General features: G+C 69.0%; 21 protein-coding genes and 1 pseudogene. 17 read left to right on the top strand and 5 right to left on the bottom strand.

Annotated elements, in window-relative coordinates:
* The 4 genes and pseudogenes from narY to EJK15_RS55355 all read left to right on the top strand — a co-directional run.
* Positions 1-278: pseudogene (gene narY / locus EJK15_RS55370) on the top strand (nitrate reductase subunit beta); the annotation flags it as partial.
* The gene (narJ, locus tag EJK15_RS55365; protein WP_138718495.1) at positions 275-937 is read left to right on the top strand and encodes a nitrate reductase molybdenum cofactor assembly chaperone; all 663 of its coding nucleotides are present in this window, start codon (positions 275-277) and stop codon (positions 935-937) included. The pseudogene narY and the gene narJ, both read left to right, overlap by 4 nt.
* Positions 934-1,620: a respiratory nitrate reductase subunit gamma gene (gene narI, locus EJK15_RS55360; protein ID WP_138718494.1), complete on the top strand. Its 687-nt coding sequence runs from the start codon at positions 934-936 to the stop codon at positions 1,618-1,620. The genes narJ and narI overlap by 4 nt, the downstream gene beginning before the upstream one ends.
* Positions 1,621-1,648: 28 nt before the next feature.
* The gene (locus EJK15_RS55355) at positions 1,649-2,140 is read left to right on the top strand and encodes a hypothetical protein (RefSeq protein ID WP_138718493.1); all 492 of its coding nucleotides are present in this window, start codon (positions 1,649-1,651) and stop codon (positions 2,138-2,140) included.
* Positions 2,141-2,844: 704 nt separating this feature from the next.
* On the opposite strand, the gene EJK15_RS55345 is transcribed toward EJK15_RS55355, so the two are convergent.
* Positions 2,845-4,218, bottom strand: a complete 1,374-nt coding sequence (locus EJK15_RS55345; RefSeq protein ID WP_240777822.1) for an MFS transporter — start codon at positions 4,216-4,218, stop codon at positions 2,845-2,847.
* A gap of 61 nt (positions 4,219-4,279) precedes the next feature.
* Between EJK15_RS55345 and EJK15_RS55340 the strand changes: the two genes are divergently transcribed.
* Entirely contained in the window at positions 4,280-5,014 is a 735-nt protein-coding gene (locus tag EJK15_RS55340) for an AraC family transcriptional regulator (protein ID WP_138718492.1), read from the top strand.
* Here EJK15_RS55340 and EJK15_RS75520 read toward each other — a convergent pair.
* The gene (locus EJK15_RS75520; RefSeq protein WP_240777821.1) at positions 4,996-5,484 is read right to left on the bottom strand and encodes a helix-turn-helix domain-containing protein; all 489 of its coding nucleotides are present in this window, start codon (positions 5,482-5,484) and stop codon (positions 4,996-4,998) included. The genes EJK15_RS55340 and EJK15_RS75520 overlap by 19 nt on opposite strands.
* A 60-nt stretch (positions 5,485-5,544) precedes the next feature.
* Here EJK15_RS75520 and EJK15_RS55330 point away from each other — a divergent pair, with 60 nt between their 5' ends.
* The 5 genes from EJK15_RS55330 (at position 5,545) to EJK15_RS55310 (ending at position 8,855) form a co-directional block, all read left to right on the top strand.
* Complete coding sequence (locus EJK15_RS55330; protein ID WP_138718491.1) at positions 5,545-5,799, top strand: hypothetical protein; 255 nt, start codon at positions 5,545-5,547, stop codon at positions 5,797-5,799.
* A 58-nt stretch (positions 5,800-5,857) separates the two neighbouring features.
* Complete coding sequence (locus tag EJK15_RS55325; protein WP_138718490.1) at positions 5,858-6,772, top strand: ABC transporter ATP-binding protein; 915 nt, start codon at positions 5,858-5,860, stop codon at positions 6,770-6,772.
* Positions 6,765-7,532: an ABC transporter permease gene (locus EJK15_RS55320; RefSeq protein WP_138718489.1), complete on the top strand. Its 768-nt coding sequence runs from the start codon at positions 6,765-6,767 to the stop codon at positions 7,530-7,532. The genes EJK15_RS55325 and EJK15_RS55320 overlap by 8 nt, the downstream gene beginning before the upstream one ends.
* Positions 7,529-8,326 (top strand): ABC transporter permease, encoded by a 798-nt coding sequence (locus EJK15_RS55315; RefSeq protein WP_138718488.1) that lies wholly within the window; start codon positions 7,529-7,531, stop codon positions 8,324-8,326. Before EJK15_RS55320 ends, EJK15_RS55315 begins: the two co-directional genes overlap by 4 nt.
* Before the next feature lie 145 nt (positions 8,327-8,471).
* On the top strand, positions 8,472-8,855 hold the full coding sequence (locus EJK15_RS55310; protein ID WP_138718487.1) for a DoxX family protein: 384 nt from the start codon (positions 8,472-8,474) through the stop codon (positions 8,853-8,855).
* A gap of 28 nt (positions 8,856-8,883) precedes the next feature.
* On the opposite strand, the gene EJK15_RS55305 is transcribed toward EJK15_RS55310, so the two are convergent.
* Both EJK15_RS55305 and EJK15_RS55300 read right to left on the bottom strand, forming a co-directional pair.
* A complete protein-coding gene (locus EJK15_RS55305) occupies positions 8,884-9,216 on the bottom strand; it encodes a hypothetical protein (protein ID WP_138718486.1) in 333 nt (110 codons plus the stop codon).
* A gap of 177 nt (positions 9,217-9,393) precedes the next feature.
* Positions 9,394-10,329, bottom strand: a complete 936-nt coding sequence (locus tag EJK15_RS55300) for an aminoglycoside phosphotransferase family protein (RefSeq protein WP_206061744.1) — start codon at positions 10,327-10,329, stop codon at positions 9,394-9,396.
* A gap of 203 nt (positions 10,330-10,532) precedes the next feature.
* Here EJK15_RS55300 and EJK15_RS55295 point away from each other — a divergent pair, with 203 nt between their 5' ends.
* The gene (locus EJK15_RS55295; RefSeq protein WP_240777820.1) at positions 10,533-10,781 is read left to right on the top strand and encodes a hypothetical protein; all 249 of its coding nucleotides are present in this window, start codon (positions 10,533-10,535) and stop codon (positions 10,779-10,781) included.
* A 278-nt stretch (positions 10,782-11,059) separates the two neighbouring features.
* Entirely contained in the window at positions 11,060-12,196 is a 1,137-nt protein-coding gene (locus EJK15_RS55290; protein ID WP_138718485.1) for a serine hydrolase domain-containing protein, read from the top strand.
* Positions 12,197-12,459: 263 nt separating this feature from the next.
* Here EJK15_RS55290 and EJK15_RS55285 read toward each other — a convergent pair whose 3' ends face one another.
* Complete coding sequence (locus EJK15_RS55285; protein WP_138718484.1) at positions 12,460-15,606, bottom strand: ATP-binding protein; 3,147 nt, start codon at positions 15,604-15,606, stop codon at positions 12,460-12,462.
* 222 nt (positions 15,607-15,828) lie between these two features.
* Here EJK15_RS55285 and EJK15_RS55280 point away from each other — a divergent pair, with 222 nt between their 5' ends.
* The 5 genes from EJK15_RS55280 (at position 15,829) to EJK15_RS73630 (ending at position 20,893) form a co-directional block, all read left to right on the top strand.
* Entirely contained in the window at positions 15,829-16,974 is a 1,146-nt protein-coding gene (locus EJK15_RS55280) for a serine hydrolase domain-containing protein (RefSeq protein WP_138718483.1), read from the top strand.
* 1,188 nt (positions 16,975-18,162) lie between these two features.
* Complete coding sequence (locus tag EJK15_RS55270; RefSeq protein ID WP_138718496.1) at positions 18,163-18,732, top strand: RNA polymerase sigma factor; 570 nt, start codon at positions 18,163-18,165, stop codon at positions 18,730-18,732.
* Positions 18,729-19,472: a hypothetical protein gene (locus EJK15_RS55265; protein ID WP_206061742.1), complete on the top strand. Its 744-nt coding sequence runs from the start codon at positions 18,729-18,731 to the stop codon at positions 19,470-19,472. The genes EJK15_RS55270 and EJK15_RS55265 overlap by 4 nt, the downstream gene beginning before the upstream one ends.
* A 233-nt stretch (positions 19,473-19,705) precedes the next feature.
* Positions 19,706-20,491, top strand: a complete 786-nt coding sequence (locus tag EJK15_RS55260; RefSeq protein WP_206061740.1) for a helix-turn-helix domain-containing protein — start codon at positions 19,706-19,708, stop codon at positions 20,489-20,491.
* Positions 20,492-20,596: 105 nt separating this feature from the next.
* Positions 20,597-20,893, top strand: a complete 297-nt coding sequence (locus EJK15_RS73630; protein WP_206061738.1) for a hypothetical protein — start codon at positions 20,597-20,599, stop codon at positions 20,891-20,893.
* Positions 20,894-21,066: the final 173 nt, after the last annotated feature.

The following is a 21,066-nucleotide window of genomic DNA, read 5'->3' as shown; positions in this document are numbered from 1 at the left end:
CCGTCGCCGCGGACCTGCTGGAGTCGGCGGGGATGACGGCGTCCGACATGGAGGAGATGTACCGGCTGCTGGCCATCGCCAAGTACGACGAGCGCTACGTCGTGCCCGCCGCCCACCGCGAGGACGCTGCCGCGCTGTCCGCCCAGGCCGGCGGGTGCAGCCTGGACGGCGACGGCGGGCCGGGGATGAGCGAGTTCCACCCGGCCGGCGTGACCGGGCGGCGCAGCGACGGCCGCCTGGGCCTGAAGCTCTTCGTCGGCAAGGGAGCGGCGTCATGAAACTGCTCACCAGAAAGGAAGCCGTCACCGAGCGGCCGCAGGACCGGGCGGCGCTGCTCCGGCTGGTCTCGCTGCTGCTGCAGTACCCGGACGCCGAGCTGCTCGCCGCCCGCGCCGAGCTTGGCCGGGCCGTCGCCGCGCTGCCCGACGCGCACCCCCGCCAGGCGCTGGAGCAGTTCCTGTGGTGGTTCCGCGACCGGCAGCCGATGCCGCTGGCCCGCCACTACGTCGAGGCCTTCGACCTGCGCCGCAAGTCCAGCCTCTACCTCACCTACTACCTGCACGGCGACACCCGCCGCCGCGGTATGGCCCTGCTCACCCTCAAGCAGCGCTATCGCGTGGCCGGGCTCACCCCGCCCGAGGGCGAGCTGCCCGATTTCCTGCCGGTGGTCTGCGAGTTCGCCGCGCTGGCCGGGCCTTCGGTGGGGGAGGCGCCGCTGCGCCAGCACCGCAAAGGGCTGGAGCTCATCCGCACCGCGCTGCACGAGGCCGGTTCGCCCTACGCGCTGGTCCTGGACGCGCTGTGCGCGGTGCTGCCTGACCTGTCGGAATCCGAGCGGGCCGCGGTAGCCGATCTCGCTCTGGCGGGCCCGCCCGCCGAGGAGGTTGGGTTGGCCCCGTTCGGTCCGCCACCGAACGAATGGGAGGTGCGGCCGTGAGCGTCGCGCTCTGGGTGGTCGTCCCCTACGTGGCTCTGACGGTCTTCGTCGTGGGTCACGTCTGGCGCTGGCGCGTCGACCAGTTCGGCTGGACCACCCGCACCACTCAGCTGCTGGAGAGCCGGCTGCTGCGGCTCGGCTCGCCGCTGTTTCACCTCGGCGCTTTCGCCGCCATCGGCGGCCACGTGCTCGGCCTGCTCGTCCCGAAGAGCTGGATGGAGGCGGTCGGCGTCGACGAGCACCTCTACCACCTGGTGTCGGTGAGCGCCGGAACCGTGGCCGGGCTCATGGTGGTCGCGGGCCTGGCGCTGCTGCTGGCCCGCCGCTTCACCAGCCCGCGCGTACGCCGCACCACCGCCCGCGCCGACAAGGTCCTGTTCGCCGTCCTGGCCGTGGTGATCCTGCTCGGCATGACCGCGACCGTCGGCAAAAACCTGCTCGGCGGCGGCTACGACTACCGCGCCACCATCGCCGTCTGGTTCCGCGGCGTCCTGACCTTCCGCCCCGACCCCGGACTGATGGCGGACGTACCGTTGATCTTCCAGCTGCACGCGATGTCGGCCTGGGTGCTGGCCGCGATCTGGCCGTTCACCAGGCTCGTCCACGTGTGGTCGGCGCCGATCGCGTATCTGTGGCGGCCCTACGTCGTCTATCGGCGGCGCCTGCCCGCGCAGCCCCGATGACCGGCTTCATCATGGCAAGGAGCAAGAAATGAGCGTTGTCCAAGCGGCGGCGGTGGTGCTCTTGGGCGCCGCCGGCGCCGCGATGGTGGCCGCGGGCCCCGTGATGGCCGCTCAGGGGAGGAAAGCGCGCGGTGAGATCCAGGCGGAACTGCGCGAGCAGTCGATCAGCTTCCCCGGCAAGGGACTGCCCGCCGAGCTCGCCGCCCACCAGGGCCGGGCCGTCCTGACCGGCCCGCAAGCCCGAGCCTACGCCCAAGTGATCGCGAACAACGTGCTGACGGCCACAGGCGGCCGGACGTACGCCGAGGTCAGCGCCGAACTGTTCGCCGCCGGCGGCGACGACGAGAAGCTGGCCGGACTGCGGCAGACGGCCTTCACCGGCCAGATGCTGCGGGCCTCGCTGCTGAACGCCTACCAGGCCTGGCAACTCACCACCCTGGTCATCGGCCTGGGCGCACTGCTGACCGTCACCGGCGCCGCCCTGCTGGCGGCGAGCACCGCGCTCGCCGTCGCCGCGTAACAGGTCTCGGAGCTTGACGAGTGCCGGGATGATGTGGGTCCCGGCATACCCGGTGTAGGTCTTGACCGTGCAGTTCGTCGGCGCGATGGCCAGACCGTCTTCGTAGTCCCTGAGCATCTGCTTGAGCTTGGCCAGGGCCTCGTCTGCCGAGAACTGTCCCCGAACGGGTGTTGACCGAAACGTTTGGCTGGTCCGGGGACGGCTACGGGGACATCTTGTCCCCGTTGTCCGGCATGGAGGAGGTAGTGGCTCGAAGCGGGCGCCTGCTGGGCGTAGTGCAGTTCGCGGCGAGCGAGGGCCTCCTGACGCCGGTGGAGCCTGGAACCGCTACGCTCGGGGAAGACACAGTCGCTGACCGCACGGGGAGACACCCCCACTTGTTCCCGGCCACGCGATGGCCGGAAGACCCGGGCCGCGCGGCGCGTGGATGGTCAGGCGGTCGATGCTCTAGGAAGTGGCCATGACGCTGCGCGGTCCGGGGTCGCAGGGATCTCGCCGTCTTGGTGAAACGCAGCAAGCCGCGTTCACCCAGGTGGTGAAGGGCCGCGTTGACCTCGGGGTTGGACCACCCGAAGGTCGCTCCGACTTCTCGCCAGGTGGGGCCGATCTTGCTTCGGGTGACGAACTTCGCGACGAACGCAGCGACCTCGTGCTCGCGACCAGCCAGATCGTCGGGCACTCGGGATCCCCGAGCCGGCGACTGCTCAGAGCCGGGGAGCGGCTGTCGGCTTGCTTCGCCCGCCGGCTCCATGTCCAGCGGGCTGCCGCGGGCCGCTGGCACGCGGCGGCAGCAGCACGACGATGAGCACAGCGCCGAGCGCCACGCAGACCGCGCCCGCCGTGAGCCCGCCTGAGTAGCCCATGATGGCCAGCGCGGCCACCCCGACGGCGCCGCCGACCTGCTGGACGGAGGTGAACAGGGCCGAGCCGAGACCGGCGTCCTCCTCTGTGGTGCCGTCGACCGCGGCCACGGCCATGACGGGCAGGCTCAGCCCGTTGCCCACGCTCAGTATGAGCATGCCGGGCAGGACGTGGGCGGCGTAGGAGTCGCCCGCCGCCACGCCGGACAGCAGCAGCAGGCCGGCGATGTTGACCAGGAATGCCAGCAGGAGCGCCCAGCGCGTCCCGATCCTGAGCGAGATGCGGGAGGACAACCACATGCCCGCCAGGATGCCGGCGCCGTAGGGCAGGTACGCGATGCCGGCCAGGAGCGGGCTGTACCCCAGGGCGGTCTGCACCTGGATCATCAGCAGGAACGACATCGCGTACATCGCCATCGAGAACAGCAGGGTCGCGCCGTTGGCGACCGCCCGCGTCCGCGAGGCCAGGAACGCCCCGGGCACCAGCGGCGCCTCCGCCCGCGACTCGACCATCAGGAACGCCACCGCCAAGGCGGCGGAGAGCACAACGGCACCGATGACGATCGGGTCGCTCCAGCCGTTCTCTCCGGCCCGCAGCAGCCCGTACACCAGCGACACCGCGGCACCGGTGACCAGGACCGCGCCGGGAACGTCGAGGCGGCGCCGGCCCGGGGCCCGGGACTCGGGGACCAGGCGGGGGAGCAGCGTCAGGGCCACGGCGACGATGGGCAGGTTGATCAGGAAGATCCCGCGCCAGGACACCAGGTCGGTCAGCGCTCCGGACAGCACCAGGCCCGAGGTCCCGCCCAGGGCCGCGATGCCGCCCCAGATGCCCAGTGCCTTGGCCCGCTCCTCAGGCCCCGGATACAGCAACGTGATCATCGACATCGCCGCCGGGCTGGCCATCGCAGAACCCGCGCCCTGCACGAACCGTCCGATCACGAGCTGCCACGGCTCCTGCGCGAGCCCGCAGGCCAGGCTGGCCGCCCCGAACAGCGCCACCCCGATGAGGAAGACGCGGCGGCGGCCCAGCAGATCCGCCATCCGGCCGCACAGCAGCAGCAGCCCGCCGAAGGCCAGGAAGTAGGCGTTGACGACCCAGGGCAGCCCGGACGCGCTGAAGCCCAGCTCATCGCGGATGCTGGGCAGGGCCACGTTCACGACGGTGTCATCGAGCACGAGCATGAACTGGACGAGACACAACACAATCATCGGCATCCGACGACGCTATGATCCGCCGCATTTGGCCACAATCCGCGATGAGGCCAGACTATGTCGCATGGAGGACATGGGCGCGATCATCGTCGGCCGCTTCCCGCTGGCCTCGGGGGAGTGGATCCCCCCGCACAGCCACACCCACCACCAGCTCGCCTGGACCCGGCGCGGCGTCCTGAGCGTCGGCGTGGGGGAGGTGTACTGGGTCCTGCCGCCCACCAGGGCGCTGTGGCTGCCCGCGGGTGTCGCCCACGCGACCGGTGCGACCCGCGACGCGGTGCTGTGCAGCCTGTACCTGGCGCCGGAGCGCTGCTCGCTGGACTGGCCCGAGCCCACGGCGGTCGGCGTCGACGGTCTGCTGGCCGAGCTGATCGGGTACCTGGCCCGCACCGACCTCACCGACGACGCGCGGCTGCGCGCCGAGGCGGTGGTGCCCGACCTGCTGCGCCCGCTGCCCACCCGGCCCATCGACGTACCGCAGCCCACCGACGAGCGCGTCCGGGTGGTGGCGGCCGCCCTGCTGGCGGACCCGGCCGACCCGCGCAGCCTGGAGGCGCACGCCCGCGCGGTGGGCGTGAGCAGGCGGACGTTGACGCGGTTGTTCGTGCGCGACACTGGCATGAGCTTCGACCACTGGCGCACGCAGGTACGGCTGCGCGCCGCCTTGCCGCTGCTGGCCGAGGGGCAGCCGGTGTCGCGGGTGGCGCACGGCGTGGGGTATGCCACGGCGAGCGCGTTCCTGGCGGCCTTCCGCCGCACGGTCGGCACCACGCCCCGGCGCTACCTGCTCAGTCGTTGACTTGGGGCCGTGGTCATGTGCGGGCCGAGAATTCCGCTAAGCAACGAGCAGCCGGTCAGCGGGGTTCGTCGCGGGTGGTCCAACCGTGCTTGGTGATGAGCTTGGACAGCGCTCGTTGACGACAGGCCAAGGCCGCCGGTGGCAGCCCTAACCTGAACAGAGCTGGGCGCGCACAGGGTCTCGCCAGCCCACCGCTCCCAGTGCTCGCGCGGCCAGCCGCGCTCGTGCACGAACAGCAGGTACAGCTCGGGGCTGAGCAGGCCGTACAGCAGTTCCTTCAGCAGGGCGCGCTTGTTGCCGAAGACGAAGCAGATCGTCTGCACCGCGACCCCGGCCTTGTCGGCGACGTCCTGAAGGTTCGTCGCGCCGTATCCGTCCCGCCCGAACAGCTCCGACGCCGCCTCCAGGATGCGCCGGCACGTCTCCTGCGCCTTCTGCGCTCGCTTGCTCGCCCGCTTGACAACACTCATGAATAGAGTCTATCTCTAGAATTATTCGCTAGAGATGAACTCTAGAGCTAAGGTCTAGCTATGTCGCATATCAGCCTCACCCGCTTCCATGCCGATCCCGCCGACGCCGAGCAGGTTCGAGCCCCGCACGCGGCTCTGGTCTCCGCGATCAGAGCCACACTGCCCGAGCCGTGGGTCGGCGTCTGGCGCTGGGACTGCGCCGCCAGCCTGCAAGCGGCCCGCCAGGCCGCGCCCGGCACCGCCGCCGCCACCGCGGCGTTCGCCGTGGCCCGCGAGGTCACCGCCGAGGACATCGAGGTCCTCGACGAGCTCTGACCGTCCCTCCCGGCCCCGGAACCCCGGGGCCGGGATTCCCCCGAACCGAGGAAATGACATGATCGAGATTGATGCGTTGACCAAGGTGTACGGCTCGGCGCAGGTCCGGGCGGTCGACGAGGTGTCGCTGCGCATCCCCGCCGGATCGGTCTTCGGCTTCCTGGGGCCCAACGGCGCCGGCAAGACCACCACCATCAAGATGCTGGCCGGCCTGCTGACCCCCACCTCGGGCCAGGTCCGGCTGGGCGGCTTCGACGTGACCCGGCAGCGTTCGGCCGCGATGGCGCAGTTCGGCGCCGTGCTGGAAGGCTCGCGCAACGTCTACTGGAGCCTGTCGGCCTGGCAGAACCTGATGTACTTCGGCCGGCTCAAGGGCATGCGCAAGGCCCAGGTCGCAGAGCGAGCCCAGGACCTGCTGACCGAACTGGGCCTGTGGGAGCGCCGTGACGACAAGGTCGGCGGCTTCTCGCGCGGCATGCAGCAGAAGGTCGCGATCGCCGTCGCCCTCATCGCCGACCCGCCGATCGTGCTGCTGGACGAGCCGACACTCGGTCTCGATGTCGAGGCCACCCGCACCGTCAAGGACCGCATCACCGAGCTGGCCCGCGAACTCGGCACCACCATCCTGCTCACCACCCACCAGCTCGATGTGGCCCAGGAGCTGTGCGACCGGGTGGCCGTCATGGGCCAGGGACGGCTCGTGGCCGACCTGCCCACGCATGAGCTGCTGGCGAGCTTCCGCGAGCGAGACAAGTACGAGATCCACGTCGAAGGAACGGCGCCACCCGGGTTCGACGGCCTCACCCGTGAGGGCGTCACCACGATCAGCGTCCGGGTGAGCGAACCGAGCGAGATCTACGACGTGGTCGAGCGCCTGCGCACGCACGGGGTCGTCATCGAGTCGCTGACCCAGGTCCAGCCCGACCTTGAGGACGTGTTCCTCGCCCTGGTGAACGAGGCGTCCCATGCTTAACGTCTTGGGCGCGGAGATCGGCAAGGGCCTGCGCGTCCAGCTGGCCCACCCGATCGGCCACGTCGTCACGCTGCTGATCAGCACCATGATGTACCTCGGCCTGCAGTTCGTCCTGGGCCAGGGCGAGCTGCGCCAGGACCTGCTGCCGCAGACCCTGGTCGCGATCGGCGGCTACTGGTTCCTGCAGTACGCCGGCCTGGTGATGGTGGCCGACCTCATTGAGGAGAAACGCGCCGGCACTTTCGCCCAGGCCCAGATGACCACGGCGCCGCCGTGGCTGCCGATGCTCGGCAGGCTGATCACCGCCTCGGTTTTCGGGCTGGCGGTGGCCGCGATCGCCGCCCTCGTCCCGATGTTGGTGGCCGGGATCGCGATTCCGTTGCGCTGGATGGCGCTTCTGCCCGCCGTGCTGCTGGGGGTGAACGTGCTGGCCTTCACCTTCCTGCTGGCGTCCCTCGCGCTGGTCTCCCCGATGATCGGCGCGCTGCAGTCGCTGTTCACCTCGCTGGTGCTGCTGCTCAACGGCTCGTTCCTGCCGCTGGCCTTCTACCCGGACTGGCTCGCCGTACTGGCCAGGGTCCTGCCCACCACGCTGGGCATCGAGGCGCTCGCCCAGACGCTGTTCGAGGGCCGGACTCTGGCCGAGGTCTGGACCGGCGGCACCCTGCCCTGGCTGCTGGCCCACACCCTGGCACTCTCCGCCACCGCTGGCGTGCTGTTCGTCCGCAACCACCGCCGAGCCCTGCAGGAGTCCTCATGACCTTCGCCCGCGGATTCGCCGCAGAAGTCGGCAAGGGCCTGCTCAGCCTCGCCGCCGGATGGCGTGAAGGCCTCATGGAAATGATCACGTTCCCACTGTTCTATCTGCTCATCGTGCTGTTCATGGGACGCGGGCAGCTACGGACGGAACTGCTGCTGCCGGTGCTGCTCGGCATGGTGGCGCTGACGTTCATCCACGAGCAGGTCAACCGGGTGTTCTGGAGCTATCTGGGCGACATCCAGTCCGGCGTGCTGGAACAGACCTACCTGACCCCGTTGCCCTCGGCCGCGAGCATTCTCGGCCGCCAGGTCGCCGCCGTGATCTCGGCCCTGCCCACCGCGCTGGCCGTGCTGGCCACCGGCGCCGTCGCCATCACCCTCCAGGGCGGGCAGCTGCCCTTCGACGCGCAGGTGATCGTGCCGCTGGCCGCCATCGCGGTGGGCACCTGCGGGCTGGCTCTGATCCTGTGCGGGCTGACCCTGGTGTTCAAACGCATCGAGATCATCACCCAGCTGTCGGTGGCCGTCTACGCCATCGCGGGCGGCACCCTGGTCCCACTGGCCGCCATGCCCGATGCGATCGCCTTCCTCAGCCGGCTGCTGGTCCCCATCGCGCCCGGCATCGAGGCGATGCGGGACATCCTGCTCGGCGGGCATTCCCTGGCCGCGCTCCCGACGGGCTGGGGTCTGGGCTGGCTGCTGGCCCAGCCGCTGCTCATCACGGCCGCCGGGGTGCTCCTGTTCAACCGGCTCGAACACCTCGCCAGACGCCGCGGCACCCTCGGCCGCTGCTAGAACCTGCAGATCATCATGCGCTGGACACCGTGACCCTGCTGTTCATCATCGGCGCGGGGCCGATCATCCCGCACCCTGAGCCCGGCACACCGGCCGTTACCAGGCCAAGAACCTGAACACCGCTCCAACGAAGAGAGCAACTGACATGAACGTGTTCCTGTGGGTCCTGCAGGCTGTCCTGGCCGCCGTCTTCGGCCTGGCCGGGGTCATGCATGCCACCCTGCCAAAGGAGAAACTGCGCCCCATGCTGCCCTGGGTGGAGGACTTCACCCCCACCCAGGTCCGCCTGATCGGCGTGGTCGAACTTCTCGGCGCCCTCGGCCTGATCCTGCCCGCCGTCACCGGCATCGCCCCGATCCTCACCCCGCTGGCCGCCACCGGCCTGGCCATCACCATGCTCGGCGCGGCCGCCACCCACGCCCGCCGCAAAGAGGCGTCGGCCATCGCCGTCAACGTGGTACTGCTCGCGCTGGCCGCTGTCATCGCCTGGGGCCGCTTCGGCCCGCAGGCCTTCGGTCCGGGTGGCTGAATCGGGCGCGACGCGGGGAAGGCGGCGCTCACGGCGGCTCACTGCCGCGGGTGATGCGCCGCCCCTCGGCGTCGAGGAGGTACAGCGTGTCCAGGCTGCGCTCCATCACACTCGGGTGGGCCTCGCCGCCGTCGACGCCCTCCATCCTGTCGCCGTCGCGCGCGTCCAGATAGCGGTGGAGCGTGTCCGGGCGACCGGCTGCCCGGGCCGGCACGCGCAGCTTGATTGCGAACTGGTGCTGGACCTCCTCGGTGACGTACATCTCGACATGGACCGCGACGAGCGGCGCCGGGACGTCGGACGGATGCGGACAGGAGTAGACGGCCCAGTCGTCGCGGTGGCGGTGCGGAGTGGCGAGCACCTGATCGCAGGTGACGCAGCGGCCGACGCGGGGGGCCGATGAAGGTCTCGTCGGTGCCGGCGGCTCGGGTGTCCCGTCTCGTGGATCATGGGGCATATCGATGGGACTTGCCCGCGCCGCGAGTGCTCAGCAGGGCGTCGCCCCCCGGAGCCTGCCGTGTCTCATCGAAGTCGGGGCTCAGACGGGCGATTTGTCCGCCAGGATGCGTTCCAGAGTACGTTGGCCCATTCGGCTCATCGCCGGATTGCTTTCGACGTAGTACCAGACCAGTCCCATCGCCTGCTCAAAGGCCCACGCCTTGCCTCGTTCCCATTCAAGATCGTCGCACCCTAGATCCTGACGGAGCACTTGCCGCGGCCCCTCCTCAAGCAAATGCCACGCACTCACCAGATCGAGAGCGGGGTCAGCCGGTCCGAAGCCGCCGACGTCAAGAATCCCGGCCAGCCGACCAGCGGACACGAGCATGTTGCCGGGAATCAAATCACCATGGGTCATCACGTCGTCGACTGCATGGCGCGGCAGACTACGCATGGTCATCCACATTCGGCGAAGCCGAGGGACGTCCAGGAACTCCTCGCTGTGCTCGAAACAGGTTTCCATCCACGCGTCGTGGGATTGCAGGTCGCCGCCTCGGCCATTGCCGGCAAACGTGCGGCCACGTGTGTCGATGGCGCGTAGGTCCCTGATGAGATCGGCCAAGTCGTGCGCGAACGCGACCGATTCGCCCGGATCCTCGTCGGTGGCCACGACGCCGGGCACCCACGTCTGCACCGACCACGGAAGCGGGTAGCCCGCCCCGGGTTCACCAAGTGCGACCGGCCTGGGCGTGCGAAACCGTGTGCGACCTACCAGCTCGCGGGCTGCTTCCGCTTCAGACTCCAGCCAGCGCCGCGTCGACTCGACGTCCCCGGCCTGCAGAGGGAACCGGGCTGCGAACAGCTCGCCAACGCGGAAGACGGCGTTGACCGTACCCTGCGCGACGATGCTTCTCATGGGCAGGCGCCGCCACTCGGGAAACTGTTCATCCACCAACGTGCGCACCGTCTCAGGTGACACCGTCAGTTGGTTGGCGTGCATCTTCACACCCACAGCCTCCCGTGCCTCGGTCTTCAACCGCAAACCTGTTTCTCGGCCGCGCACGCCTCATCGGCCAGATCGTGGCGCCCGAAAATCCGGTCATCCGGCGGGTGACAAGCAAGCGCCCTAAGGACGGCCTGGAGCGCTGTAGCGATCATGCGTCAGCTGGGTGAGACGAACGACAAGCTGCCTCATGATCCGGCTGGAAGTACTCGATCATCGCCACCAACATCGGCCGCGTGTGGGGCATCGCCGGCTCCCACCACCCGCAATGGCTGGACTGCCGGCTCCGCCTGCTGACCCTGCACGACCAGCCCGGCCTGGAACGCGCCGAGCCCGACACCATGCGCTACCGGCTCTACCACCTGCCCGCCCGCCTGGCCGCCCACGCCCGCCGTCGGCACCTGCGCATCGAGCGCACCTGGCTCTGGGCGCAGGCTTTCGTCCTGGCCTGGCAGCGCCTCACCCAGCTACCGGCCCCCACCTGAGCGCCGGACCCTCGCCTCAACGATCAGGAAGGAGCCCCACCCGGGCCCGTGGAACCCGGCGCCCCCGCAGCGACATGCGACGGCCCACCCCAACCGCGCAGGGGACATAACTGGCAAGGCTGCGGACTCGATGAACGTCAATAGGCCCCTGACGAATCGAGGTTAAGTCCCTGTCGATCAGGTGGAGCCGCGCCTTCGGGGTAACGCCGAGGAAACACTGCCCTCGCTAGACCTTGTGGCTCGACAGCCGAGCATTCGGACTTCGAAGAGGAGACTTCATGGTTTTGCGTCGAGCGACAGTGACTGGCCTCGCCTCGGTGGCGTGCGCGGCGCTGGTCTTGAGCGTGGCCGCGCCCGCCACCGCCTCGATATCCGCCGACCCCGTCAAGGTCGGGGACGTGCAGAAGGCGCTGGAAGGCTTGGTGAAGACGGGCGACGTGGTGGGCGCCATCGGCGAAGTGTTCGTGGACGGCAAGCGGGTCGGAGGAGGATCGGCCGGGTCCCGCCTGCTCGGCGGCGAGGGCGGCGCGATCCCATCGACCGCCCGCTACCGGATCGGCTCGCAGACCAAGGGCATGACCGCCACCGTGGCCCTGCAACTGGTCAAGGAGGGCAAGCTGAGCCTGGACGGCAAACTCAGCGCGGTCCTGCCGGAGGTGGCGAAGAAGGACCTGGTGGAGCGGGCCGACGAGATCACGGTACGCAACCTGATCCAGCTGACCTCGGGCGTCCCCGAGTACATCGGCGCGGACGTGGATCCCCTGAACCCCACGCGCAACTACCGCCCGCACGACCTGCTGGCGGCCTCGCGCAAGAACCCCCGGCCGGTGGAGATCGGAACCTTCAACTACTCCAACACCAACTACATCCTGCTCGGCATGATCATCGAGAAACTGGCCGGAAGGTCACTGGCGGCCGAACTCAACCGGAGGCTCTTCGCCCCGCTCGGAATGCGCGATACCTACCTGCCCGCAAAGGCGCCCGAGGGCATCAAGGGCCCGCACGGGCACGGCTACGCCCCGGACGAGGCGGGCACGCTGCGCGATGTCGACAAGCTCAACGTCACCACCATGCTCGGTGCCGGCGGAGTGGTCTCCACCGCGCGCGACATGAGCGCCTTCCAGCGCGCCTTCCGCCAGGGCAGGCTCCTGCCGGAGTTCCTGAGTAAACTGATCACCGATCCGCCGCCTGGCCAGCCGCCGCTGCCTTCGGGTGGCCCGTGCGCCGGCAACCCCGAGTTCGCCCCAGGGGGCGGGGGCAGCGCCCCCGGCTTCACCGCCGCGACCTACACCTCCCCCGACGGCCGCCTGCAGTTCGCCGTATCCATGACACTGGCCATGGACGATGCCAAGCGCATGACCACGCCGTCGCGCATCACCAACGCCCTCAAATCGGTGTTCTGCCCCGCGACTTAGCCGAGCTCACCACCGCTCCCGGATGGCCGTCAGCAGGGGGTGAGGGCGTCGGCGGGGGCGTGGGTGGCGGCCCAGCCGGCGAGGAGTTTCAGGGCGTCGGCGTACCGGTAGTCCTTGGCCATGTCCACGATCCTCCACTGCCGTAGGGCGGCCTGTGAACCGCTTGGGCACATCCGGTGAAGGGGACTAACGGCGGCGTCTGCAGTGGGACGCGAGCGCGCCGGTCGGTGAGGGAGGGCCCACAACGGTGCCCGCCCGCGGCCTTATACGCGCAGCTTTGTCAGCCGGTCGGTGGCCTCGTGTGGTGTCATGTCGGCGCCCCGTTGGTAGGCGGTGTCGTAGTCGGTACGGCCGAGCCGGTCCACGAGAGCCTCCACGAGCGAGCGCAGTTCGACGTCGCCGTGGTCGAAGGTGCCGCGGATGGCCTGGCTCAGGCCGAGCGCGGTGGCCGCGCCGGCCGGATCGCCCTCCAGGAACAGCAGCCGGGCCAGGAGTTGGGCGGCCGATGGGATGTCCATGTGCGCCTGCGCCGCTTGGACGGCGCGGGGCAGCAGCCGGCGTGCGCGTGCGGCGTCCCCGGCGGTGAGAAGGTTGGCCACCCGAGCGGGGACCAGCTGGTTCTGCATCGTCTCGGCCGAGAGGGGTAGCTCGCGGGCGAGCGTCTCCATCCGGTCGAGTTCTTGATCGGCGCGTTCGACCTCTCCGGAGCGGCGGTACAGCTCGGCCAGGCCGCAGAGAACGTCGATCTCCAGCACCGGCTGGCCACGCTGCCAGGCCGCTCGTTCGGCGGTTTCGATGTCGTGCCGGGCGCCGGTCAGGTCGCCGGCGCGCATGCGTTCGGTGGCGAGCCCGAGCCGGGTTGAGACCTCGTCCTGCGAGCCGAGGTCGGTGGCGATCGCGATGCTGTGCTCGTAGGCGGTGATCGCCTGGTCGTGGTCACCGGCGATGGTGTGGATCTGCGCCATGCCGTACAGCGTCTTCGCCGTCCACCATCGGTCGCCCGCCTCCTCGAACGCGTGCAGCGCCGCTGCCATCGCGGTCGCGGAGCCGTCCCGGTCGGCCCGTTCGCGATACCGCATGGCTTCGATCATGAAGGTGCAGGCGATCGCCCAGCGGTCCGAGCCGCTGCGCACCCGGGCGATCTCTCGATCGAACAGTTCATCCAGCCCGAGTATCGCCGCCATCATCAGCGCTATCGTCAGCAGCATCGGATAACGTCGCAGCGCGCCCGTGTGCGCGCAGTCGTCGATGAGCGCGCGCAGCCGTCCGGGGTCGGTGATCGGCCCTCCCTCGCCGGCTACCAGGTGGATCGCCGCGAACGCGGCCCGGGCGTCCGCGGGCAGCGCATCGCCGAACTCCAGGACCCTAGACACGTAGGCATCGGCCCGAGCGTCGTAGCGAAGCATGACCCAGTACCAGTACAGCGGCCCGAGAATCCGGGCCGCGGTCTCGGCGTCGCCGCCGTCGATGGCCGTTTGCAGGGCGTACATCAGGTTGTCGTACTCGGCCTGGAACAGCCGCAGCGACTCCACCTGCTTGTCCGAGCGCAGCAGCGGCTCGTGTTCCTCGGCCAGGTCGGCGAAGTGCCGAGTGAGCCTGCGCAGCACGGTTTCGCGTTCCCCCGCGAGCCAGAGCTTCTCCGCCGCATGGGCTCGGATGGTCTCCAGCATCCGGTAGTCGTCGCCGGCCCGCTCCACCATGGATTTGCCGACCAGGGAGTCCAGCAGATAGATGACCTCGCCCGCGGGAAGCGTCTCATCCGAACAGACCGCCTCGATCGCGGCGATCCGGGTTCTCGCCGGAAAGATCGACATCCGGCGGGCCAGCGTCCGTTCTTGATCGGTGAGGAGGTCCCAGCTCCATTCGATGACCGCATGCAGCGTCTGCTGCCGCGGCTGGGCGGCCCGGTTGCCGGTGCTGAGCAGCCGGAAGCGGTCATCCAGCCGCTGGGCGACCTCATCGGCGCTCATCGTACGCAGTCGCGCCGCGGCCAGCTCCAGGGCCAGCGGCAGCCCATCCAGCCGGCGCACTATGTCCACCACCGGCCCTGCCGTGGGCGCGTCCAGTGCGAAGCCCGGCCGCACGGCTGCCGCCCGATCGAGGAACAGCCGCACCGCGGCCGACTCGCGGGCGCGAACGGGATCCGCGTGGGCCGGCGGCAGGTCGAGCGGGCCCAGACGGCACAGCGCCTCACCCATGACTTCCAGCGGTTCCCGGCTCGTGGCCAGAATGGTCAGGTACGGCCGGCGCTCCAGCAGCTGCCCGGCGAACTCCGCGACGGGTCCGGAGATCTGTTCGCAGTTGTCCAGCACCAGCACGCCTTCACCACCGGCGAGCAGACTGACCACCCGCTCCAGCGGCGTGCCGGACGGCTGGGCATCGGCGACGCTGAGCGTGCCCAGCACCGCCTCCGGCAGCCCGTCGGCCGTGTTCACCCCGGCCAGGGAAACCAGCCAGACCCGGCCGCGCCGATGGGCCCGATGCCGGCTCGCCGCCTCCACGGTCAGCCGGGTCTTCCCCGCCCCTCCGGGCCCCACGACGGTGACCAGCCGGGAGGTCTCCAGCAACCCGGCCAGCAGCCTCAGCTCCTCCTCCCGCCCGACGAAGCTGGTCAGCGGGGCCGGCAGACGGCCCGGCACCGCCTCCGGGCCAGTCGGCGCGGCCTCGGGAACCTCCAGCTCTCCCCGTAACACGGCGACGTGCGTCTTCCGCAGCTCCTCAGAGGGGTCAACGCCCAACTCCTCAGCGAGTGTGCGGCGGACCTCTTCGAACACGGCCAGCGCATCGGACTGGCGGCCCGCCGCATGCAAGGCCCGCATCCGCAGCCCGGCCAGCCGTTCGCGCAGCGGATGGTCCGCGGCCGCCGCCTCCACATCGGCCAGGATCTCGCCATGGTGCCCAAGCCGCAGCTCCGCCTCGAAGCGGTCTTCGGCGGCCCCTACGCGCAGTTCGTCCAGGCGCGCGCCAGCCGTACTGGCAAAAGGGATATCGCGCACATCGGCCAGCGCGTCTCCCCGCCACAGCGCCAGCGCCCCGCCCAGCAGCAAGGCCGCCTGCCCCGCGGCGCCCGCGGCCAGCTCGCGACCGCCCCGCTTCGCCAGCTCCTCGAACCGGGCCGCGTCGACGTGCTCGCCGCGTACGTGCAGGCGGTACCCGCCGGCCACCGTCTCCACGACCCCCACCCCGCCCAAAGCCCTGCGCAGCCGATGCACCAGCGCATGCAACGCGTTGACGCTGTCCCCGGACGGGCGTTCCCCCCACAGGCCGTCGAGAAGCGAATCGACCGATACCACTTCGCCTCCGGCCAGTGCCAGCCTGGCCAGCAGCGCGCGAACCCTGATGCCGCCGACATCGATCGGCGCGCCATCGTCGGCATACGCCCGGATCGGCCCCAGCACCTCAATCCGCATGCTCAACAGGCTAACCGGCAAGGAAACCGATCAAGCACCAGTGAGTTGCAGCTGATCCGAGAGGAGCTCGGTACCGAGTCGTGCACGCCGCCATGCGCATCCGCCGCCCTGAAAACCCCCTTACAGCGAGCCGGTGCCGGCTGGAAGAGCGTTATAAGACGCCTGTCAGAGCCGCCGGAGATCGTGGAGGACGTACGGAAGAAACGTCCGAAAGGCAGTGCAATGGCAACGAACGAGAAAGTGCAGCAGGTGCTCGACTGGGCGGTGGCCGAGGTCGGCATCCCCGGCATCGTCGCTGAGGTCAAGGACGGCGACCGGACCTGGTTCGGCACCGCCGGCGTGGCCGACCTCAAGACCGGTGCCCGGCGCCAGCCGGGGGAATACCTGCACACCGGCAGCAGCGGCAAGGCCTTCACCGCCGCCGTGGTCCTGACCCTGGAGGCCGAGGGCCGGTTGAGCCTCGACGACCCGGTGAACAAGTGGCTGCCCGGCGTGCTGGACGTCAACGGCTACGACGGCAACAAGATCACCATCAGGCACCTGCTCAGCAACACCAGCGGCCTGTTCGCCACCGGCCTGGCACCGGAGGTGGCCCACCGCTACGCCACCCGCTCCGGGTTCCTCCAGCATCGCTTCGACACCTTCACCACCGAGGAGCTGCTGAGGGTGGCGGTGTCTCAGCCGCCGGTTGGTGAGCCCGGCGAACGCTTCGAGTACGCCAACGGCGGCTTCCACCTCGCCGGGGCGATCATCGAGAAGGTCACCGGCAGCAGCTACGCCGAAGAGGTCGAGCGCAGGGTCATCCAGCCGCTCGGCCTGACCCACACCCGCGTGCGCCCCTCCACGGACACGGGATACCCCGATCCGCACCCGCGGGCGTACTCCAACCTGTTCTTCAAGGACGGCGCCGACCCGGCGACAGTCACCCCGGAGAACTGGGAATCGCTGATGGAGGAGCCCGGCCTCCCGCCCCTGGACGTCACCGAGTTCAACTCCTCCCTGGCCTGGTCGGCCGGCAATGTCGTCTCCACCACCGGCGACATGATCCGCTTCGTCAACGCGATGGCCGGCGGCAGCCTGCTCCCCCCGGCCCAGCACCGCCGGATGTGGACCACGGTCTCCACCGAGGGTGGTTACTGGATGCCGCACGCCCGCTACGGCCTCGGCCTGTTCGAGTTCGACAAGGAGGCCATGGGCGGCCGGACGCTGCGCGGCGTGGGTGGCAGCCTCTGGGGATCCTGGGTCTTCGCGGTGGGCACCCCCGACGGCCGGCACACCATCGCCGTCCACACCAACACCGAATGGAAGACCTGGGACCCCATGTTCAAGATCATCGAAGCGGAGTTCGGCGTCTCCATCGGTGCGTGAGCACGCCGCTCGCCACCGGCTTGCACGTGCACGAACTCCTCCGGCCGTCGACCAGCGTCAGTCGTCCCCCGGCGCTATCGGACGCTTCGCATGGTCCATGTCGGTGCTGGCGGCTTTCGCCGGCGCTGTGAACACGGTCACGAAGGAGATCGTGCTCTAGGGCGCGAGCCATGCCGTTGTCATGGCGCTCGATGGCGCCGGAGCACCTCGACTTGACAACTCATTACCACTATCCGTCAAGGTGCTTGTAGCGTATCGTAATCGCTTGGACTCGCCAGGACGCAGGCCGACCGGGGCTCAACGGCCCGCACGGCTGACCGTCACGGTGACCGAAGTGGCCGGCTCCGCCGTCCGCTGCCCTGCAGAGGGCGCCCCGGGTTTGTCCGCGGACACCCCCTCCCCCCGGGACGCCCTTCTGCTGGGCAGCGGACGGGCGGCAACCGACCGATCACCTGGTGTTTGACCCGAGGTCTGGCAAGCGTGGCTTCCTCGCCGGCTCAGCCGTGACCACGGGAACCGTGTAGGGTCCGGGATTCGGTGAGCATCGGGCTCCTGCGGAAACACCACAAATCCGGGGAACGTGAGCACCCGGATGTCCCCCGGCCGATGAGCAATCGGCCTGGTTTGAGCCTCGACTCTGGTTACTTAGTCTTTGCCGGAAGTCTCTCGGGGGTTGACGGTTCGCAAGAGGATTTACCTGCCATGATCAGGAGTCGGCATCGGTCACATACAGGCCACAGACCAGGTTAAGGGCTTGCTGCGGGCTTCCGCCGAACCGGACGGCGTCTTCGTAGACGCCGGTGCTGGGCATGTGGATCGCCAGGCTCCACCCGTGCGCGCTGCCGACGTAGCGAAGGCGTATTAAGGAAGCCGGTCTCCGCCGGGCAGTTCGCCCTCGACATAGCCGAACTGGCCAGGTAGTGGACATGCACGTCGGCCAACTGGGACCGGTTCTGCTTGGCGTGTAGAAAGAGCCGCTGGGCCAGCGAGGTCTTGGTGGAGGCGGGGATGGTCGGCATGAGGGCTATCTTGCCGACCTCGGCGTGTTGTTGGCTCGCCGTCAGGGCAACGACGGGCAATCTCGGCGGACCAGCATGAAGATTGTCCAGCGTCGAAGACGGGCGTGAACCATTTCGGCCCGGCGCGGTAAGAGTACGTGTGACCGGCATACGCCAAGAAGGGGTCGAAATGCAGGACCCCATACGCGACGTCATCGAGGCTGACGATGCGACCCTCATCGAGAGGTCGCTCGACGAGCCGGAAATCTTCGCCCTTTTGTTCGACCGGCATGCGCCGTACCTGCATCGCTTCGTGGTCCGGCGGCTGGGCCCGAGCGAGGCCGAGGACGTCGTGGCCGACACTTTTCTGACCGCCTTCCAGCGCCGCGGCGATTACGACAGCAGCCGCGCCGATGCCCGCCCGTGGCTGTACGGCATCGCCTCCAACCTGATCGGCAAGCATCGGCGCACCGAGACGAGCCTCTACCGCGCCTACATCCGCAGCGGGGTGCATCCGGCGGAGGTGTCCGGCGCGCCGGTTGAGGACGGGATCGACACCCTGGCCGTCAACCGACCGCTGGCGAAGGCATTGCTGAAACTCAAACGAGCCGATCGCGACGTGCTGCTGCTCGTCGCCTGGGCCGAACTGAGCTACCAGGAGGTCGCGGACGCACTGGCCATCCCTTTGGGGACTGTGCGCTCGCGACTCAACCGGGCCCGCACCCGGGTCCGCCAGACCCTAGAACAGGGAGCAGAATGATGGACGAGCTCAAGTCCATGTGGGCAACCATTCCCCCGGGCACCCCAGATGACCTCGCCGGAGCGCGGGGGCAGCTACTGAGGGGAATGGACGGCCCGCCTGCCCGCCGACGGGTCTCCGGGGGCGGGCAGGCGATCTTCACCGGTCCACGGCTGCTGGTCGCGGCCGGCATCGCGGCGGCCGCTGTCGCCGCACCGCTGGTGATCGGGGACGGCGACCCCGCTTACGCGGTGGCGAAGAACCCCGACGGCACGATCACGGTGACTCTCACCGAGCTGCGTGACCCCGAGGGGCTGGAGACCAAGTTGAGCGCCATAGGCGTCACGTCCGACGTGACGTTTTTGGAGCCGGGCAAGAAGTGTGCAGACCACCGCATCACCAGTGCCGATTTGGCTTACGGCTCGAAGAATCCCACGGAGATGAACAAGGAGGAGCTCAAGGAGTTCAACGACCAGGAGAACTGGCGCTCCACTAAGGTCACCCGCCCGGTCTCCGCCCAGACGTTCCAGATCTCTCCCCAGCACATGGAGCGCGGTGAGACCCTGGTGCTCGAGTTCCGTGACAACCAGAACCCACGCCAGCCCTGGGAACTCGGTGCATGGCTGGCCAAGGCAGACACGCCCGTGAAGTCATGTGTGGCCGTCGACGACACCGAGCCGCTCCAGGAGAACGCTCCGCCGGAGGACACGACGCCAACCCTGCGAAGATCGGATCCTCCTCCAGTGAACACCTGGGGATGAGCCACGAAGAGAGGGCCCTGGCCCGGCGAAATGAAGACATCTCCGGTTCGACGAGCTCACGTCGTGTCGGGGCCTCTCATGCTCAGGCCGACATCTCGCCTGACTGCCGCAATGTCTCGAACGGAATTGGATGAACTCGAATAGCTGTGCCACGTCGAGCCCGCTCAAACTTCGCTGACACAACTCAACGTTCGTTGTCACAGGACAAAGATCACCCGTAGAGAGTCCGTGCGTTGCCCGTCCCCCGCGCCCGCCAGATCACTCTGACCGCCACCGACCGCCACCGTCTCAAGCACTTGGCCTATTCCCAGACCGCGGCCTACCGGCTGGTGATCCGGGTCAGGATCGTGCTGGACGCCGCGCACGGCTATTCCAACGCCGCGATCGCCCGGCGGCAGGCAGTCCACGTCGACACCGTCCGGCTCTGGCGTGGCCGCTACGCCGATCACGGTATGAAAGGGCTGGATGACCTGTCACGCAGCGGACGGCCACCGACCTTCACCCCGCTCCACATCGCCGAGATCAAGGCGCTGGCCTGCCAGTTGCCGGCCGAAACCGGGGTTCCATTGTCCCGCTGGAGCGGCCCGGACCTGGCCCGCGAGGTAGTCGGGCGTGGCCTAGCGACTGCGGTCTCCGCCTCCACCGTCCGCCGGATCCTCGCCGCCGACGCGCTCAAGCCCTGGCAGCACCGGTCATGGATCTTCATCCGCGGCCCCGACTTCGCCGCCAAGGCCGTCCGCGTGCTGGACCTATACGCCCGCATCTTCGACGGCACGGCGCTCGGCGACGACGAGTATGTGATCTCCTCCGACGAGAAGACCTCCATCCAGGCCGCTGCCGTTGCCACCCCACCCTGCCAGCTGGGGCCGCCCGGACCATGCGGGTCAACCACGACTACACCCGGGGTGGCGCGCTGGCCTACCTGGCCGCCTACGACATCCACCAGGCCCGCGTGTTCGGACACTGCTCGCCCAAAACGGGCATCGTCCCGTTCATGGACCTGGTCGAGCAGGTCATGACGCAAGAGCCTTACGCCTCAGCACGACGCGTGTTCTGGGTCGTCGACAACGGCTCCTCCCACCGCGGCAAAACCGCAGCCGACCGCGCAGTTCCCCAACGCGGTCATGGTCCACACACCCATCCACGCCTCCTGGCTGAACCAAATAGAGATCTTCTTCTCCATCGTGCAGCGCAAGGCCCTCACACCCAACGACTTCACCAGCCTTGACCAGGTCGAAGACCGGCTCATCGCCTTCGAACGGCGCTACAACGCCACCGCCCGGCCCTTCAGATGGAAGTTCACCTCAGCCGACCTCGAAGACCTGCTGGCCCGGATTGAGCGACACGAGCAGAAAGAGTCCAACCTCCAGCAGCACGATCACTGCGACCACCAGCCTGCCGTACTGGACCCCGCCGTATAACCCCCGAAGGATTGACAACTCAGACCACTTAGCGTGTGCTCCCAGGGGGACTGTACGGTTTTCGGTGTAACTCCTGATCAAGGAGAACGCACCTGATGAGTACTGTGATCCAGGCATCGACGGAGATCGACCTGGAGGACACCGCGGTGGCACGCACGGAGCCCAAGGACGCA

It is taken from the genome of Nonomuraea basaltis, from assembly GCF_005893125.1.
Taxonomy (GTDB): domain Bacteria; phylum Actinomycetota; class Actinomycetes; order Streptosporangiales; family Streptosporangiaceae; genus Nonomuraea; species Nonomuraea basaltis.
This window is presented reverse-complemented; position numbering and strand designations above follow the sequence as displayed.